This is a genomic window from Virgibacillus siamensis (assembly GCF_900162695.1).
In the GTDB taxonomy this organism is placed as follows: domain Bacteria; phylum Bacillota; class Bacilli; order Bacillales; family Amphibacillaceae; genus Lentibacillus; species Lentibacillus siamensis_A.
Window position 1 is genome coordinate 1549989 of sequence record NZ_FUIH01000007.1, and the last position, 17375, is coordinate 1567363.

The following is a 17375-nucleotide window of genomic DNA, read 5'->3' on the forward strand; positions in this document are numbered from 1 at the left end:
TCTCGATCACCGAGTGCTAATTCTAATATTAAATTATCAAATCCATATTTTTTTGTCAACGCACAAGCTTCATATCCTCTTCATCAAGTAAAAATTCTGCAAATACATTGTTGCCGAACAACAACCCTTCATCGGTGAGATGCACACTATCCTTTTCTTCCGTAAGCCACCCCTTCTGAATCAGGCGTGAAATAGCATCACCATACATTGTCTTACAGGAAAATCCGAATTTTGCCCGGAAATGCGATTTGGACACTCCGCTCAGTTTACGCAATCCAAGAAACATTTCTTCCTCAACCATCTCTTTTAAACCAATCTCCTCAGTTGATAAAATCGGGTGACCATCTTCCAAAGCCTTCTTGGTATATGCCGGAAGCGGACGGATATTACCTGTCCTTCTGCCTGGCAAATATGCGTGTGCACCAGCACCAAAACCATAATAATGCTCATTGTTCCAATAGGTCAGATTATGCTGGCTTTCAAAACCAGCTTTGGCGAAATTACTAATTTCATACTGATTTATATCATTCTTCTTCATACTATTTTTCAGAATTTCATACATTTGGACTTCCGCTTCCTGTGGTGGACGATGTAATTTCCCTTTTTTATGTCGCTGATAAAAAACGGTTTTCGGTTCTATTTGCAGTGCATATGTTGAATAATGCGGCAGGTCTAACGAGAGAGCTTCTTCCAGTGATCGTTGAAATTGCTCCACTGTCTGATTCGGCAATGCATAAATCAGATCAATGCTGATATTTGAAAATCCGTTCTGGTGAAGCAGCTCCAATGTACGGTATACATCTTTGACTTTATGCAATCTGCCCAATTCCTGCAACATTTGATCATCGAACACCTGTACACCAAGCGAGATGCGATTAACACCATAATCTTGAAGCATCTTAACCTTTTCCTCTTCAAAATCGCCCGGGTTTCCCTCTATGGTGTATTCAGAACAATTGGGAATATCAAATTTCCTGTCGATCAGTTCAAGCAGCGATTGTAACTGTCCCTTGTTAAGCGCTGTTGGAGTTCCGCCGCCAATAAAAATCGTTTTAACTTTATTTTTTGTCCCGTGAATATTGGTGTTAATCTCGTTCGACAATGCTTCTATATATTCCGTGGCCAATTTTTCATTATAAAAAAACTTCGTAAAATCACAATAATGACAAATCTGCTGGCAGAATGGAATGTGTATATAAACCGATTGAATCACTGTATCCTCTCCTACATATAGTCAGCCACCGAAACAATCCGGTGGCTGAACAATGTTCAACATTCTTTCCGACATAACTTCTTTCTTAATCATTGTCCATCTTCAAGACAGCCATAAATGCCTCCTGTGGAACTTCGACAGAACCGACCATCTTCATACGTTTTTTACCTTCTTTTTGCTTTTCGAGCAATTTTCGTTTACGGGAAATATCCCCGCCGTAACATTTGGATAAAACATTTTTCCGCATTGCCTTAATTGTTGAACGGGCAACAATTTTATTACCGATAGCCGCTTGTACCGGTACTTCAAATTGCTGTCTTGGAATAAGATCCTTCAGTTTATCGACAATATGTTTTCCGCGCTCGTATGCGAAATCACGATGCACAATAAATGATAATGCATCAATTGTTTCCCCATTCAGCAAAATATCCATTTTCACGAGATTGGACGGACGATAGCCAATCAAATCATAATCAAATGATGCATATCCTTTTGTCTGCGATTTTAGCTGATCAAAAAAATCATAGACAATCTCGGATAGTGGAATATGGTAAACAACATTCACACGAATTTCGTCCAGGTATTCCATATCAACAAATTGACCGCGTTTTTTCTGGGCAATTTCCATAACCGGCCCAACAAAATCATTCGGTACCATAATTGTTGCTTTTACAAAAGGTTCCCGAACCTCACTGATTATTTGCGGATCCGGCATTACGGAAGGGTTATCAACCTCAATCATTTCATCATTGGTCTGCTCCACTTCGTAGATAACACTAGGAGCGGTTGTGATTAGTTCAATATTAAATTCCCGTTCAATGCGTTCCTGGATGATTTCCATATGTAACAGTCCAAGAAAACCACATCGGAATCCAAAACCAAGTGCCTGTGATGTCTCCGCCTCATATTGCAGGGAAGAGTCATTTAGTTCGAGACGTTCCAATGCTTCACGCAAATCATTGTATTTGTTTGAGTCAATTGGAAACATTCCACAAAAAACCATCGGATTCAGTCGTCGATATCCGGGTAATGCTTCATCTGCAGGCTTATCAACCAATGTGATTGTATCACCGACACGGCTGTCACCAACATTTTTGATGGATGCCGTCAAAAAACCAACGTCTCCTACCGTAAGTTCTTCTTTCGCAACAGGATTCGGTGTGAACACGCCTATCTCATTTACCTCGAACTCTTTACCGGTTGCCATCATTCTGATTTTATCTCCAACTTTTATCGAGCCTTCTTTAATACATACGTACGCAATTACACCCCGATACGGGTCATACAACGAATCGAATATAAGTGCTTTTGATGGTGCATTTGCATTACCAGCTGGTGCAGGAATTGCATCAATAATACGCTCCAAAATCTCAGGAATGCCAATATTATCCTTTGCAGATGCAAGAATCACATCATCTTTATCAATTCCTATAACATCTTCCAATTCCTTGGCTACATGGTCAGGATCGGCATTCGGCAAATCTATTTTATTGATGACAGGAATAATTTCCAAGTCATTATCCAAAGCAAGGTAAACGTTCGCAAGTGTCTGTGCTTCGATTCCCTGTGCGGCATCAACAACCAATATTGCGCCCTCGCAAGCTGCCAGACTTCTTGAAACTTCATATGTAAAATCAACATGCCCCGGGGTATCAATCAGATGGAAAGTATATTCTTCTCCGCCCTCACTATCATAATGAAGTTGTACAGCATTCAGTTTAATCGTGATGCCGCGTTCCCGTTCAAGATCCATTGCATCCAGAAACTGCTCTTTCATTTCACGTTGTGTTAATGCTTTTGTATTTTCCAGTATCCGGTCAGCCAATGTGGACTTCCCGTGGTCGATATGTGCTATAATCGAAAAATTCCGTACATAACTTTGATCTTTAACCATAAGTGACGTTCACTCCTACATGTCTTATAAAAATAGTTGTTACAGACGTCAACACTAGGATTGATTATAGCAATTGCACCACACACATTCAAGAATTAAAGCGGAAACGCCTCTTTATTATTTCGTGGATACCGACCGGGTTTTATTCGAAAAACACACGCACAAAGCTGTAAAGTAATTCCACAACCACATTATAAAAACCTTTCACACTGTTTTCCATAAAGCTTGCCGTTTTTTGAGCCAGTGTCTCAGGCGGTTCCGCTTTAATTACCTCTTTATCCGTTTCCCGCTTTTTCGGTACCGTTGTCACCTGAACATGTTCCACGCTTTCCTTCCTCACGCTGTCTTTCTCCTGTAAACCAGTCTCCTTCTGTCCCCGGTCCATCCCGAGTACCAAACCTGTCAGAAAGAAAACGACTAATAACAATAACACAAGCATTGAGCGCATCACGACAACCTCCATTCATTCCTTATTTAGGCTTACTAACCTTTTCTGCATCCCAGTAATAATCACTGAAAATTTCCGACACCACATCTGCAGTACGATATAATTCTTCCAGCGTATTGCCGACCCCGCCAAATTCAATCAGAAGTGCATTTCCCGACAGATCCTGGTTATATACGCCATTGCTTCCTTTGCCTTTCTTAACAACTACACCTCTGCATAACCCAGGATATTTTTTTTGGAAAAGATCATACAATTTATTTGCTAATTTCAAGTTTTTACGATAATCTTCGTATTTTCCACCCACTACAAACATAATTCGTGCATAAGTTTTCCCTTTAATTTCAGTAGTAGTTTCTGCTCTTCCTTGAGCATCACGGTGAATGTCTATAAGATACTGAAGGTCATCATTTCCCGACATTGCAGTCTGCACAACATTTCTTGAAGCTTGATATGCTTGAGGATAATCCCAGCCTTTTTCGTTTAATATTCCCATAATGTTTTCATCAGCAACTTCAGTACCAATCCCATTCTGTTCCAGTTTTTTTGATAAATGGTCACTGATTTTTGTTACATTCACCTTTTTGTGATGCGCTAGATCAGGATCATCGACTCCAGGCAAATGGGGTAAAAAAGATTCCGTATTATGAGTGTTATAAATAAAAACAACATCTTTATTTCCAGTTGAGTGCTGATTATCATCTGTTGTATTCTTATTAGACTCTTCCATCTCACCGGACTCATCAACAACTGCTTTTCTGTCCTCCAGCACATCAGAAAGTGGCGGTGCTGATTCAATTGGCAAATTTGTATAGTTTGTCCCTTCGCCTGCCACTATAATTTCATATGCATAATTGGACATTCCGGGGATTTCTTTTCCCAGCAGGCTTCTGGGATCATTCGGTTTGATGCTGGTAGCCATCTGAAAAAAGGTATCTGATAAATCCGGTAATGCTTTATCTTCCGGATACGCCTCCCTGAATGCCCTGTTTTCCATCCCTAGTAAATATAAGAATGAGGTACTTTCTATCTCACTCGTCCAATCTGAAATTGTTTCCGATGATATACGATATGCTGGTGCCACTGTTGTCAGCAGACCGATGACAATAAATAACAACAGTACAGATATGATATACACACTGCTCTTGCGATATAAGTGTTTCAGAACTTTACGTTTTTCGAATTTATATTTATTCCCTGAATTCATGGTTCCACTCCTTCTGAAGAACTCTTTCATGTTTAAATCTATGAAAAATCTTCAGAAACTAGAACCATTATTAAGGATTAACAGAATTAATAGAGAACGAGGCAGGAGAACTCCTACCTCGTGTAAGATGCAAAATTTTCAACTGTAACTTTCTCGTGCATAGCGGCATTCAGACCAGTAGCAACCAGTGTTGCCATATCTTTCATAAAACCATCCACTTCCTTGGGTGTTACCATCAAATTATGGCCAATCGGTGTCAGTACTTCTTTGATCAATGATCGTTTATCCTCTTCCGTCAATCCACCAACAATTCCCATAAACGTTTTGCGTTGTGATTCATCCGGCAAATCCTCTTCTGTGAATTTTTTCTCTCCAAATGTCATACTCGCAGGTGACAGTGATTTGGACGGTTCATCTTTTTCACGCCATTCCCGACCAAAATGCTTTAGCATATAGTCAATCGTATCACTTGTTATGGTCACGGCATCAACGACCGTGGGAACGCCGATGGAAAAAACCGGTATCCCGAGGGTTTCTTTGCTTAGCTCCTTACGCTTGTTTCCAACCCCTGAACCCGGATGAATTCCAGAGTCTGCCAGTTGTATTGTTTCATTAACTCGTTCTATTGATCGGGAGGCAAGTGCATCAACGGCAATCACAAAGTCCGGATTCAGTTTTTCAACAATCCCAAAGATAATATCGCTCGTTTCCATGCCTGTTACTCCCATTACTCCCGGTGTTACTGCAGCTACAGAGCGATATCCTTCCGAAACAGATTCATGATCCATTTTAAATAAATGACTGGTAACCAGTACTTTTTCCACGGTCATTGGCCCTAATGCATCCGGCGTAACATTCCAGTTTCCAAGACCTACAACAAGTCCGGTAGCCCCATCCGGAATATCCTGTTTTGCAATTAGGTTTTCCAGTTCTTTTGCCAGTACTTTAGCTGCGGATTCCTGCCGTTTCGTATCCTGCCGCTTAACACCATCTGCATAAATCGTAATGTATGTTCCCGGTTTTTTTCCGATGAGCTTTGATCCATTCTCATCCACATCAACATTAGAAATACGTATATTTTCCTCTTCACGCTCATTTACCGTAACACCTTTAATTTCCTGCTCTTTCTTTTCCTTTTCAACATACATTTCCTTCGCTTCGACTGCCAGGTCGGTTCTTACCTGAAAATTTTCATGGGTCATCGTTTATACTCCTTATCGCCAGGTTTTAATGCTTCTATAAAATAGACTTAACCATTCTTCATAAAAACATACAGCAATGTCGGAATGTAGCTATTGAAAAGGTTGTCTTCCTTTGGTAAAATGTCATTTGTTCATGGTAAATGAAACGTTGTTGTTTTAGGAGGTGAAACAATGGCAAATATTAAACAAGCAATCAAACGTGTGGATACAAACAGAACAAAGCACGAACAGAATCTGCAATTCAAATCCGATATGCGAACACAAATTAAACGTGTTGAAAAATTAGTCGAGGCGAAAGATGCGGAGAATGCAAAACCTGCATTGAACCAGGCAGTTAAAAAAATTGATAAAGCTATTCAAAAAGGTGTTGTCCATAAAAATAATGGAAATCGCCAAAAAGCAAGGTTAACAAAAAAAGTAAATCAGCTAAGTGCTTAATAAAGCACTAGAAAAAACGATCCCCTTTCAAGGATCGTTTTTGTTTTTATATCGGATTTTCATTTGGCAGGCTGAATCAAATCATACAGCAGCAATTCAAACGCAAGTTCTTTTTGCATTTTCCCCCGTTTAATAGAGGCATCTGCTTCTGTCAATTTGTTCATAATTTCCTCCAGCCGTTTGACCGAAAATTTACGTTCCCGGCTTATCGCTATTTTTATAACATACGGATGGACAGATAACTGCTTCTGCATCTGGAATTGACTGTAGCCTTTCTGTTTCAGAAGTTTCACCCGTAATATGGTTCGGAACTGAAATGCCAGCAGCGCAATCATACCAATAGGTTCTTCATTCATTTTTTCAAGGTTTTTATAGATCGAAATTGCTTTATGTAAATTCGATTCAATGACAGCATCAACTAATCGAAGCGCTGAATTATTAGTTGATTGCGCCATCAGATTTTCCACTGTTTCTGCCGTCACTTGTCCGCCTTCCCCAGCAAATAAAGCAAACTTGGATAGCTCATTTTGCAGCATATGAAGATCACCCGACAATTCCGTTTCAAGTATTTCAAATGCATTTTTATCTATGGTTATATTCATATTCTTGGCAAGTTCGCTAATCCATTTCCCGGTTTCATATTCTTTGATTGGCATGCATTCAGCAACAGTACCATTTTTCTTAAATGCCTTACTGACTTTTTTTCGGGTGTCAATTTTTTCATACGGTGCGACAAAAACAATAACTGAAAACTCCGCCGGCTGGTTAAGGTATTGGTTCAGCCGTTCAAGATCATGGTCGAACGGAAGCTTGTCCGGCTTCGTTTTTAAAAAGGAAGGATTATTGGCGATGATCAGTTTTTTCTCGCCAAAAAAAGGAAATGTTTCAGCATCGGCAATTACTTCCTGTACTGGAATTTCTTCCAGATCATATACCGATAAATTCTCATCATCCCCATCTTCCAGAACAGCTTTCGTAACGGATTTGAGTATATTTTGAATGAAGTATGATTCTGTGCCGTATAATAAGTATACTGGTGCGATTTGCTGCTTTTTTGCCTGTTGCAAAACCTCCGTATATGACATGCGATTCACTCCAATTTACGATATAATCAATCGTAAAACGTTCAAAGCGGAATAGCAAGCATTTTCAAAAAAGGCTGGAGGAAAATTGTGAATCCCAATTTTCCTCCATGATCTATATCAACGCTTAAAATCCAGCCCTAGGAACTGCATTTCAAACGATATTTGTTTATTTATAGGATGACCATTGCAGATAAAAGTATAGTTGTTAACTCTTTCTAAAAATGGGGAGAATTCTTTTCAGTTAATTCTCATGTGGATTTTTTTATGTATTTGTTTTATACTTGAGTTTGTATAGGAGGGGTATCGATGAACGAATTTGAAAAAGACGTACAATCAAAAAATAATGATGTTGTAGATTCAATCAAGGGCTTTACGTTCTCATTTCTGTTCTTTGTCCTGATCTTTGCTATTGGTGTAACCATTAGTGTTGTTGCTTCCTAAAACTTTTGAAATTGGAACAATTTATAACGAAACAAGCATGAAGCAGAAAGAGACGGATTATATCCAGTCTCTTTTATTATGGAAAGATTTCCATCCGTCTGTTTCAGCCTATGGCAGGTATGTCGTAAATGTTCCCTTCATATTATTAAAACGAAATTCAATTGCCCCCTTCTTATCGGTCCTGATAATGGTAACATGTGCCTTTTTAAGATCCGTTAATACTTCAGCGTGCGGATGACCATAAGCATTATTCACCCCTGCAGAAATTAAAGCAACCGTTGGCTCGAACTGTTTTAAAAAATGTGGGTCTGTGGAGGACTTGCTCCCATGGTGTGCAACTTTTAGAATATCCACCTTCAAATTAGAATACCGGGAACTTATTTCTTTTTCGGTGTCTTCTCCTATATCACCGGTAAACAGCCAGGAATATCCGCCAATTTCACTGTAAAGCACGAGCGAATTCTCATTTGTAGATCCTTGATCCGAATAAGGCGAAAGAACACGAAATTGCTGACCTGCAACACGTACAATATCATCAGCACCGATGCGTTCCACATGTGTATTGTTTTCTTTCAGCGATTCTGCTGCACTTTGTTCAAACACATAATAGTTGTTAACGAATACATTACGAACATCCATTTCCTGCAGTAGGAATGGAATGCTGCCCATATGATCCATATCCGCATGACTGATAAATACAGCATCGATTTTACGAATGCCTTTCTCATACAGGAAAGCTTTAATAACCTGTTTGTAGACCGTATCAGTCGGTTTCTGGTCCTCAAAGGACATTCTTGCACCGGCGTCAATCATGATGACACCTTTACGATATGGAAGTTCAATCACAATGGCGTCTCCCTGTCCAATATCAAGCATCGTCACTTCCCCAATTGGTGACAGATATGGTTTCGCTGCAATCCCGGCAATCAGTAATGTCATGCAGCACCCATACCGGAATGCCTGCCTCCATTTAGTAAGTTGCAGTTTATACATAAACATAAAAAAAGCCACGTAATAAAAAAATGCTGCTGTTAATGAAAATGTGCCGATGACAAACGGATAATAAGCCATTTGATCTATCCAGTGGATTGTATACACAACAATGGGATGGACCAATGAAAATAGACTGTCCAGTATTGGGGTGAAAATTTGCAATGGAGATAACAGTAGCAGTATAAACAAAAAGGGTATAACAATAATAGAAAAATAAGGAACAATCATAAGGTTAAGAAGAATTGAAAGCGGATGAAATGTTGAGAAATAGGAAATTTGCAGCGGAATAATCAGCATCTGAGCAACAAAACTAATTTTCGTCACTGCCCAAAAAGATGAATTCGATTGAAGCAGCCATCGACCGGATAATAAAAGTCCAAACGTGACAAGAAATGATAACTGAAAACCGACATTGTAGACAATAAATTTATTAAACGTCATCAAAGTTAGAAAGACTATACTTAGTACGTCTGTTGCACTTATTTTTATTCTTGCCTTTCCAATAAACAGAAACAATATGACCATTAAGCTTGCACGCCAGACAGACGGTTCACCTCCTGCAAGAAAAGCGTAACATGGTAAAAAGTATATCATGATTGTTTGTGCTTTTTCTTTTGTGAAAATCGTCAGCTTTACAAGGATAAAATAAACGAGTCCAACAATCAGACCGATGTGAAGACCCGAAATAGCTAACAGGTGGGAAAGATTCCACCGTTGAAATACTGCAGTCGTTTCGTCACCCAGCTGGGAATCGTCCCCCAGAACCAGTGCATTTATCCATGCTGCAGTTACAGGACTAACATTTTCTGTTACGTAGGCAATTAATTTACCGCGTAATTGATATACATGATTTAACAGAGAAGATCCTTGACAGACAATATCTTCAGGAGAGGCGATAATAAGTTGGTAAGTAATACCTTTGGACAATAGAAATTTACGATAATCGAACTGGCCGGGGTTTCTTGCCGTGTCTGGCAATTCTGCTGTTCCGGAGAGAATACATTGCGCACCATATTTTAAATTCGGGACGTTAATTTGGTCATTTTTAAAATAAACAACCTGGTACTTCATATCTGTGTGGTTTTTAAATATGAATTCAGTCATCTTTGGCGATTGCTTGACAGGTCCGGAAATACGCCCGGAAATTTGAACTGTTTCACGCATATCCGGCGCTTCCTTCACTGCCATGGAGTCAAGATCAGGTATATAAACATAAAAAAACATACAACAGAACACAGATAGTATTAGGGGGACCTTCGGCAGTCGTTTTCGGTAACACATCAATATCAACCATACGAGTAAAACAATCATAACCATTTCATTTTTAAAGATAACTGCCAGGTAACTGCTTAATGCTGCGAGTGCTGCCAAATGCCAATACCCTCTCACCGTATTCACCTACAAATCAAACAGTACGTTCGCTTTTGCTTTTAAAGCATCATACGTTTCATCATCATTTGTTTGATATTGCAACTCTTCCAGTAATTGTTTGATGTATTGCTCTTTTTCCTGAAAATGTGTATCAAGGGCAATTGCCGATAATTCAACTTTTTCCGTTTCCACACCAGCGTCCTTAAATAATTCCAATGCATATGGGTGGTTTTTATAGTCGGCAGCATAATAAATGGTTTTAATACCAGCCTGAATAATCTGTTTACAGCATTGAAGACAAGGAAAATGGGTTACATAAATTTCGGCTCCTTCTGTCGGGACACCGAATTTTGCACATTGAAGCAATGCATTGGCTTCCGCGTGAACCGTTCGGACACAGTGGCCATCAATAACGTAACACCCCTCATCGATACAGTGAACACTGCCGGAAACACTTCCATTATAGCCACCGGCAATAATCCGTTTCTCCCTTACAATGGTTGCCCCCACCATAAGTCTTGTACACGTACTTCTTAAAGCAAGCAAATGGCTTTGGGCCATAAAATATTGATTCCAGGAAATTCTGTCCATTTTGATTACCACCTTTATGTATAAGCTATATTATGGGATCTGAATGCTTTCCCTTAAGTTTTCCAGTGTTTTTTCACCAATGCCGGGAACCTCCAGCAGATCCTCAACTGTTTTAAACGGTCCGAATTCATCACGGTATTGTATTATAGCAGCCGCTTTGGACGGACCAATTCCATTTAATGTTTCCATTTCTTCCTCTGAGGCAAAATTGATTCTTATTTTATCTGTATTGCCAGTTACCGTTTGGACAGCTGCTGTATTCTGAGCGCCGGTTTTCGGAACAACAATAATCATTTCATCCTGTACCTTTTGAGCCAAATTTACAACAGACTGGTCAGCCCCTTTTGTAAAACCGCCGGCAAGCGAAATTACATCATTTACCCGGGAATCGATACGAACCTCATATACTCCAGGCTTCTTCACTGCCCCTTTAACATCGACCACAGCAGTTGAGGCTGTTTCTTCCTGTACAGCTTCTGAATCGGAGGATTTATCGATGGAAACTTCATTACGAGGTAAATTATTTTCTTCCACTTTACCATGTTGAATAAAGAAAAATAAACCTATTCCAATAGCTGTCAAAATGAAAACGAAATTTTTTTTGAGGAAATCAGGCACCATTTTCACGTCCTTCAGGGAATATTACGGGGAATTGCGTGGATAAAGTAAAGCATACTTCTACTATTCGACACAAATCCTGAAAATCCTCTTTTTTAAAAGGTTTATTTTTTACACATGTTCCTGGAAACCACAGCGGCGGCTTAACATATTCTGCAGACCTTTTTTGTTTGACTATGGAGGTGTAGAAATAAGGTAAAAAAGCACCTAAAAACAACCGGAAAACGTATGTTACCGGTTGTTTTGAGCTATTATAAAAATTCTTTCCGCATTTTCCTCATCAAAATCGGCTGTAACCGAAAAATCAGCGTGCAACCCACACAGTTTAAATCCGGACTCATGTAAAAGTTTTTTATAAAATTCAACATAATATGTTTGCTGATGATGAAGCTCCTCAAACCGATCATATTTTTCACCATCGGAAACAAAAAAGGTCAAATCGTGATACATTTCACCCTGGTTCTCTCCGGGCGTGCAAAACCAAATGTAGGATACATCATCCTGAACATCCGCGAATGTTTGATTAACATAGAATTGCTCGACATGATTTACTGAATGGATATCGAACAAAAACAGACCACCGGGTTTTAATGATTTTGCAACGCGTTCAAAAACAGTCCTTACTTCATCTTCATCTGTAATATAATTGATAACGTCACAATAACTGACCGCAGCATCCAGGTTTTGCAATCCTTGAAGCTGCCGCAGATCCTGCTGAATCCATTGAATTGCCAGATTTTCCTGCTGTGCCCGTTGCTGAGCGACACTTAACATATCAGCCGAATTATCCACGCCGATTACGTCATATCCCTCATGTGCAAGTAAGCTTGCAATTTGTCCGGTTCCGCAGCCAAGATCCGCTATCGTTTGTACATCACTGCCTGTCCGGCTGAAAATTTCACCGGTAAATTCAATCCACTGATTATATGGTGCATCATCCATCAATTTATCATATAAGTTCGCTAATTTTTGGTATGACATCCCATTACCCATTCTGACCTATATTCAGTTCAACTCTTGCTGCGTCTCCCCATAAGCGTTCCAGATTATAGTAGGAACGTTCATCTTTATGGAATATGTGACAGACAACATCCCCAAGATCCACAAGTATCCAGCGCGCCTGCTCATACCCTTCCAGGCGCTTTATCGTAACATCAATTTCTTCCATTGAATCTTTAATCGCCCTGGAGATGGACTGCACCTGTCGTTCATTGTTACCGTGACAAATAAGAAAATAGTCAGCCATTAAAGATACATCTTTCATATCCAATGCGACAATATCCAGTGCTCGTTTGTCCTCACATGCATTCGCAGCCCTTCGTACAAGTTCATTATTCTCCATGAATTTAATTACCCCCATTTAATTTTCTTGTTAATTCATTGTATGCATAAAATGTATCAGGATAAACTGTTGATTTCTTACTTACCAAAAATTGAATTGTATTTCGCAATGCCATCCATGAAGCTGCATCCAAATCTTCACGTGCAGCTTCACGCACTTCATTAATGCCGGGGAATGACCTTCCTGGCTCAATGTAATCCGCGACAAAAATAATCTTGTCCATCCTGCTCATGTTTTCTTTACCAGTAGTATGATAAAAGATAGCACTCTTTATTTTGTGATCTGCTATACCATATTTCTGATCAATCAATACTGATGCCGCAGGTCCATGCCATAGTTCATGGTGATAGTTCAGCAAATTATCCGGCAGTTCATCCCGTTCCATAATGAGCTGCCTCATTTCTTCAATCGGTTTATATTTCGCATAATCATGGAAGATAGCTGCCAACTCAATTTTATCCCGCGTTCCACCGAAAATATCCGCAAGATTCACTGCCGTTTCCGCAACCCGCAGTGTATGTTCAAATCGGCTCTCTGTCAAATGCGGCTTTACAATATCAACAGCTTCCTCAATTTTCATATAAGTGATTCTCCTTTATATAAACTTCAACAGCTTCGGGCACAAGATATTTAATGGAGTTTTTATCAGCAATCCGGTTTCTGATCATGGTTGATGAAATATCAATCAATGGGACATCAACTGTTTCTAAGGGATATTCAGTTTCAAGTTGATGACCATTCCGTTTTACCCCGACAAACTTGACCAAATCCATCAACTGGTCAATATTTTGCCAATGCGGCAGATACTCCACCATATCCGCACCGATAATGAAGTAAAAATCAGCATCCGGGTATTCGGATGTTATTATTTTCATTGTATCAAATGTATAGGACTTGCCAAGACGTTGCATCTCTATGGCAGTAAGTAAAAAGGACGGGTTTCCATCAATAGCACGTTTTAACATAGCAACCCGATCCATTCCATCCGACGATGCCTTCTCCTTATGGGGTGGTTCATATGATGGCATCAGCCAAACCTCTTCCAGTTGCATTGCCAACCGAACTTCCTCGGCAATAATTAAATGTCCTAAGTGCGGTGGATCGAACGTTCCGCCTAAAATGCCAATGCGTTTCATAAGAATCTCCTTTATGGAAGCTGAATATGTTTATTCTCTTCAGATTCCTTATATAGAACAATATTATTTCCAATCACCTGTACAACTTCCGCTTCCGCTCCAGCAGATAATTGTTCGGCAACTGTATGCTTATCTTCAAGGCAATTTTGCAGGATACTCACTTTAATAAGTTCACGCTTTTCAAGTGCCTCTTCAATCTGGTGAACCATATTGTCATTAACACCGGTTTTTCCGACTTGAAAAATTGGTTTCAATTGGTTCGCCTCTGCTCGTAAAAATCGTTTTTGTTTACCAGTTAGCATATTATCTTCCTTCCAGTATAGTTTGCAGCTGCTGGTCCATTTCATTAACAGGGACCAGCTTATTTGTCCATCGTTCAAATGCAGCTTGTGCCTGATAAAGGAGCATCGTATGCCCAAAATGAATATGTGCTCCCGCTTGTTCAGCTTGCATCAGGAATTTTGTTTTTATCGGCTGATAAATAATATCACTTACAACACTTCCAGCCCTTACCCCATCAGCCGAAACAATAACTTGATCGGCTTTCGGTTTCATTCCAATGGAAGAGGTTTGGATAATCAGGTCATAGTCACCGATATTTTTTTGCGCTTCCCCTAAATTCAATATGGAAGATCGGATATTTGCTGTTCCTAGTTCCACGATTGATTCGGCATTTTCCCTCGTGCGATTTGCTATATCCACACAGTAATAACCATTACTGATCAGACTGTAATAGATACCTCTCGCCGCACCCCCGGCACCAATAATTAGAATGCGTATATCCGGTTTGGAACATAATTCGGGAAATTTATGTTGTAATGCCGTCATGTATCCTTTTCCATCTGTATTATAACCAATCCATTTTCCTTCCCGGATTACCACTGTGTTTACCGCCCCGATTGATTCGGCATGGTGATCCAGATCATCCAGGTATGGAATGATTTTTTCTTTAAATGGCAAGGTTACATTAAAACCAGTCAATTCCTTCCCCTTTAGCCTCTTTATCGCATGCTCAAATGAATCCTCCGGGGAAATTTCTATAATCGAATATATTCCCTTTAAATTGGCTTTCTCCAAAAATCCCCGATGAATCCATGGTGATAATGAATGCTGAATTGGATATCCAATCAGACCTAATTGATAATGCAATGAATCTCCCCCCTCTAGAAAAATGATTTTCGCAGTGAAACGTGCACTCCTTTTGGACTGTATGCAGCCATCGTTGCATCCCCATGCGGCAAACTTACCCAGCCCAATCCGGGAAATACAATATCTGTTTTGCCTTTATTGATTTTATGGGTGCTCTGCTTTAGTTCCGGAAAATTTTCGAGTGATTCAGGATCTGGAGGAGAAAGTAAAGCCCCTTTGTGTTCAGCATATAAATTATCCGCATTTTCCAGTTTTGTGCGATGAATTGATAAACTGTTTGCGAAATAACAAACGAATGACTGTCGTTCTCCTTTGATAAAATCAAGCCTTGCCAAGCCGCCGAAAAACAGTGACTGACCTGAATTCAACTGAAATACACGTGGTTTTATTTCTTTTTTGGGTGTTATTACCTTTAAATCACTGTCCGAAATATAGTGAGCAATTTGTTCATGGTTAACAATTCCGGGTGTGTCAATTAAGGATGATTGCGCATCAAGTGGTATTTCAATAAACCCAAGCGTCGTCCCTGGAAAATATGATGTTGTAATCACATGATCTTCTCCGGTTGTTTGATGAATTAACCGGTTGATGAACGTTGACTTTCCCACATTGGTTGTTCCAACGATATAAACGTCCCTTCCACCCCGGTAATATTCAATTGCCTCTGTCAGGTCATTCAATCCATAGCCCTTCATTGAAGAAATAAGAAACACATCTTCTACGGTTAAACCAATATCTTTGGCCTTGGAACGAAGCCATTGGGTCAACTTCCGTTTGTTTGTGGACTTTGGCAGTAAGTCCATCTTATTTCCCGCCAATATTATAGGTTTATCACCAACAATCCTTGACAGATTTTTCAACAAGCTTCCTTCTACATCGAAAATGTCGATGAGATGAACGACAATCCCTTGTTTATTGCTTATTTCACTTACCATTTTAAGAAAATCGTCGTCAGTTGCTGAAACATCCTGAATATCATTGTAATGTTTTAAACGAAAGCACCGCTGGCATAAAACCACTTCTTTATCGAGTGACGTCTTCGGTGTATATCCAATTTGATTCGGATCTGTTGTCTGTATGGGGGCACCGCACCCCTGGCAAATCATTTCATTCATTATTCTTCCTCCCAGCTGATTTTCCCTTTTTTCCGCATATAATGTAAAATTCTTCGCTCAAGCTTGCGGTTGATCCGGGTCAGTTTACCATCCGTTTTAACAATGGGGACAACCAAAATTGTATAAAATCCGGCAAAATTGCCACCCAATACGTCGGTTAGCAGCTGATCTCCGATGACAACAACCTCTTCTTTTTTCAATTTCATTTCTTTTGCTGCACTCTTAAATGCATAGCTTAGCGGTTTTCTGGCACTAAAAACAAACGGCGTGTCCAGCGGCTGTGAAAAGATTTTCACCCGTTCCTGTTTATTATTTGAAATAATGGTTACTTTTATATCATTCTCTTTCATCAATTGAAACCATTGAATGACTTCCGGTGTTGCATTGCGCACATCCCAGGCTACCAATGTATTATCCAGATCAGTAATGATTCCTTTTATCCCTTTTTGGCGCAGTACATCAGGATGAACATCAAAAATGGATTTCACATGTTCATTTGGCAAAAACTTCTTCAGCAATAATCACACCTCTTCACATCTTGCAATATTTCATCGGCATTATGTACATATTTCGATAGTATAACTCAATCCTATAATAACTTTCCATAATTATAAAGTGATATTTCAAACGTGGAGGATTACACTTGCAGTCATCCCTCCTTGAATTCCTTGTAAATTCGCCTCTTTCATCTTCGAATCCTGCAGATAACGAATGGTGACGTAATTCGTCTTTATATCATATTATCAGTCAAATATGTCAAAAACCGTTCGACAATTTCTTTCATATTTCGAACTGTGGATAACTCTATTCACATTATCCACACTGAAAAATCAACATTTTTCGCCTGTATTTCCATATTATTCACAAGTTATCTACAGGCATCTGTATATAACTGAAGCCTTGTCCCGACAATAAAATCATGGTAGATTAAGTAATAACAAATTCTAAAGGACGAAATGAATGGGGGGCTGTATTTTTGGAACATTTGTCAGATGAACTGTTGCTTGAATCGTATCATAAAGCAAATGAATTAAATTTAAGCCCTGATTTTGTATACCTTATTAAACAAGAAATTACGAAACGGTCGTTGGCACATAAAATAAAATATACCGGCTGATTCGGGCCCTGCCTTATC

Annotated in this window: 20 protein-coding genes; 3 read left to right on the plus strand and 17 right to left on the minus strand. The window is 39.5% G+C overall.

Annotated features, from left to right (window positions below):
* Positions 1-55 precede the first annotated feature (55 nt).
* The 5 genes from hemW to gpr form a co-directional block, all read right to left on the minus strand.
* Positions 56-1213 (minus strand): radical SAM family heme chaperone HemW, encoded by a 1158-nt coding sequence (gene hemW, locus B1K71_RS11620; protein WP_077327076.1) that lies wholly within the window; start codon positions 1211-1213, stop codon positions 56-58.
* A gap of 85 nt (positions 1214-1298) precedes the next feature.
* A complete protein-coding gene (gene lepA / locus B1K71_RS11625; protein ID WP_077327078.1) occupies positions 1299-3107 on the minus strand; it encodes a translation elongation factor 4 in 1809 nt (602 codons plus the stop codon).
* A gap of 142 nt (positions 3108-3249) precedes the next feature.
* Positions 3250-3555, minus strand: a complete 306-nt coding sequence (locus tag B1K71_RS11630; protein ID WP_077327080.1) for a hypothetical protein — start codon at positions 3553-3555, stop codon at positions 3250-3252.
* A gap of 22 nt (positions 3556-3577) precedes the next feature.
* A complete protein-coding gene (gene spoIIP / locus B1K71_RS11635; protein WP_077327082.1) occupies positions 3578-4759 on the minus strand; it encodes a stage II sporulation protein P in 1182 nt (393 codons plus the stop codon).
* Positions 4760-4872: 113 nt separating this feature from the next.
* Positions 4873-5961 carry a GPR endopeptidase gene (gene gpr, locus B1K71_RS11640; RefSeq protein ID WP_077327084.1) on the minus strand — a complete coding sequence of 363 codons (1089 nt, stop codon included), beginning with the start codon at positions 5959-5961 and terminating at the stop codon, positions 4873-4875.
* A gap of 171 nt (positions 5962-6132) precedes the next feature.
* On the opposite strand from gpr, the gene rpsT reads away from it, so the two are divergent.
* The gene (rpsT, locus tag B1K71_RS11645) at positions 6133-6399 is read left to right on the plus strand and encodes a 30S ribosomal protein S20 (RefSeq protein WP_077327086.1); all 267 of its coding nucleotides are present in this window, start codon (positions 6133-6135) and stop codon (positions 6397-6399) included.
* Between the two features lie 59 nt (positions 6400-6458).
* Here rpsT and holA read toward each other — a convergent pair whose 3' ends face one another.
* Entirely contained in the window at positions 6459-7484 is a 1026-nt protein-coding gene (gene holA / locus B1K71_RS11650; RefSeq protein ID WP_077327088.1) for a DNA polymerase III subunit delta, read from the minus strand.
* A 306-nt stretch (positions 7485-7790) separates the two neighbouring features.
* Here holA and B1K71_RS11655 point away from each other — a divergent pair, with 306 nt between their 5' ends.
* A complete protein-coding gene (locus B1K71_RS11655) occupies positions 7791-7925 on the plus strand; it encodes a YqzM family protein (protein WP_077327090.1) in 135 nt (44 codons plus the stop codon).
* Between the two features lie 108 nt (positions 7926-8033).
* On the opposite strand, the gene B1K71_RS11660 is transcribed toward B1K71_RS11655, so the two are convergent.
* From B1K71_RS11660 to B1K71_RS11710, 11 genes are all read right to left on the minus strand, one after another.
* On the minus strand, positions 8034-10289 hold the full coding sequence (locus B1K71_RS11660; protein WP_245799255.1) for a DNA internalization-related competence protein ComEC/Rec2: 2256 nt from the start codon (positions 10287-10289) through the stop codon (positions 8034-8036).
* A gap of 27 nt (positions 10290-10316) precedes the next feature.
* Complete coding sequence (locus tag B1K71_RS11665) at positions 10317-10880, minus strand: ComE operon protein 2 (RefSeq protein ID WP_077327094.1); 564 nt, start codon at positions 10878-10880, stop codon at positions 10317-10319.
* 30 nt (positions 10881-10910) lie between these two features.
* Positions 10911-11501: a ComEA family DNA-binding protein gene (locus tag B1K71_RS11670; protein ID WP_245799257.1), complete on the minus strand. Its 591-nt coding sequence runs from the start codon at positions 11499-11501 to the stop codon at positions 10911-10913.
* A gap of 228 nt (positions 11502-11729) precedes the next feature.
* Positions 11730-12479, minus strand: a complete 750-nt coding sequence (locus tag B1K71_RS11675) for a class I SAM-dependent DNA methyltransferase (RefSeq protein WP_077330210.1) — start codon at positions 12477-12479, stop codon at positions 11730-11732.
* A gap of 4 nt (positions 12480-12483) precedes the next feature.
* Positions 12484-12840, minus strand: coding sequence for a ribosome silencing factor (gene rsfS / locus B1K71_RS11680; RefSeq protein WP_077327096.1), 357 nt, complete (start codon positions 12838-12840; stop codon positions 12484-12486).
* Between the two features lie 4 nt (positions 12841-12844).
* On the minus strand, positions 12845-13420 hold the full coding sequence (gene yqeK / locus B1K71_RS11685) for a bis(5'-nucleosyl)-tetraphosphatase (symmetrical) YqeK (RefSeq protein WP_077327098.1): 576 nt from the start codon (positions 13418-13420) through the stop codon (positions 12845-12847).
* Entirely contained in the window at positions 13410-13976 is a 567-nt protein-coding gene (locus B1K71_RS11690) for a nicotinate-nucleotide adenylyltransferase (protein ID WP_077327100.1), read from the minus strand. Before B1K71_RS11690 ends, yqeK begins: the two co-directional genes overlap by 11 nt.
* Positions 13977-13987: 11 nt before the next feature.
* On the minus strand, positions 13988-14278 hold the full coding sequence (yhbY, locus tag B1K71_RS11695; RefSeq protein WP_077327102.1) for a ribosome assembly RNA-binding protein YhbY: 291 nt from the start codon (positions 14276-14278) through the stop codon (positions 13988-13990).
* Position 14279: 1 nt separating this feature from the next.
* Positions 14280-15125, minus strand: a complete 846-nt coding sequence (gene aroE, locus B1K71_RS11700) for a shikimate dehydrogenase (protein WP_077327104.1) — start codon at positions 15123-15125, stop codon at positions 14280-14282.
* Positions 15126-15139: 14 nt separating this feature from the next.
* Positions 15140-16240: a ribosome biogenesis GTPase YqeH gene (yqeH, locus tag B1K71_RS11705; RefSeq protein ID WP_077327106.1), complete on the minus strand. Its 1101-nt coding sequence runs from the start codon at positions 16238-16240 to the stop codon at positions 15140-15142.
* A complete protein-coding gene (locus B1K71_RS11710; RefSeq protein ID WP_077327108.1) occupies positions 16240-16758 on the minus strand; it encodes a YqeG family HAD IIIA-type phosphatase in 519 nt (172 codons plus the stop codon). Before B1K71_RS11710 ends, yqeH begins: the two co-directional genes overlap by 1 nt.
* A gap of 458 nt (positions 16759-17216) precedes the next feature.
* Between B1K71_RS11710 and B1K71_RS11715 the strand changes: the two genes are divergently transcribed.
* Complete coding sequence (locus B1K71_RS11715; RefSeq protein ID WP_077327110.1) at positions 17217-17357, plus strand: sporulation histidine kinase inhibitor Sda; 141 nt, start codon at positions 17217-17219, stop codon at positions 17355-17357.
* Positions 17358-17375 lie beyond the last annotated feature (18 nt).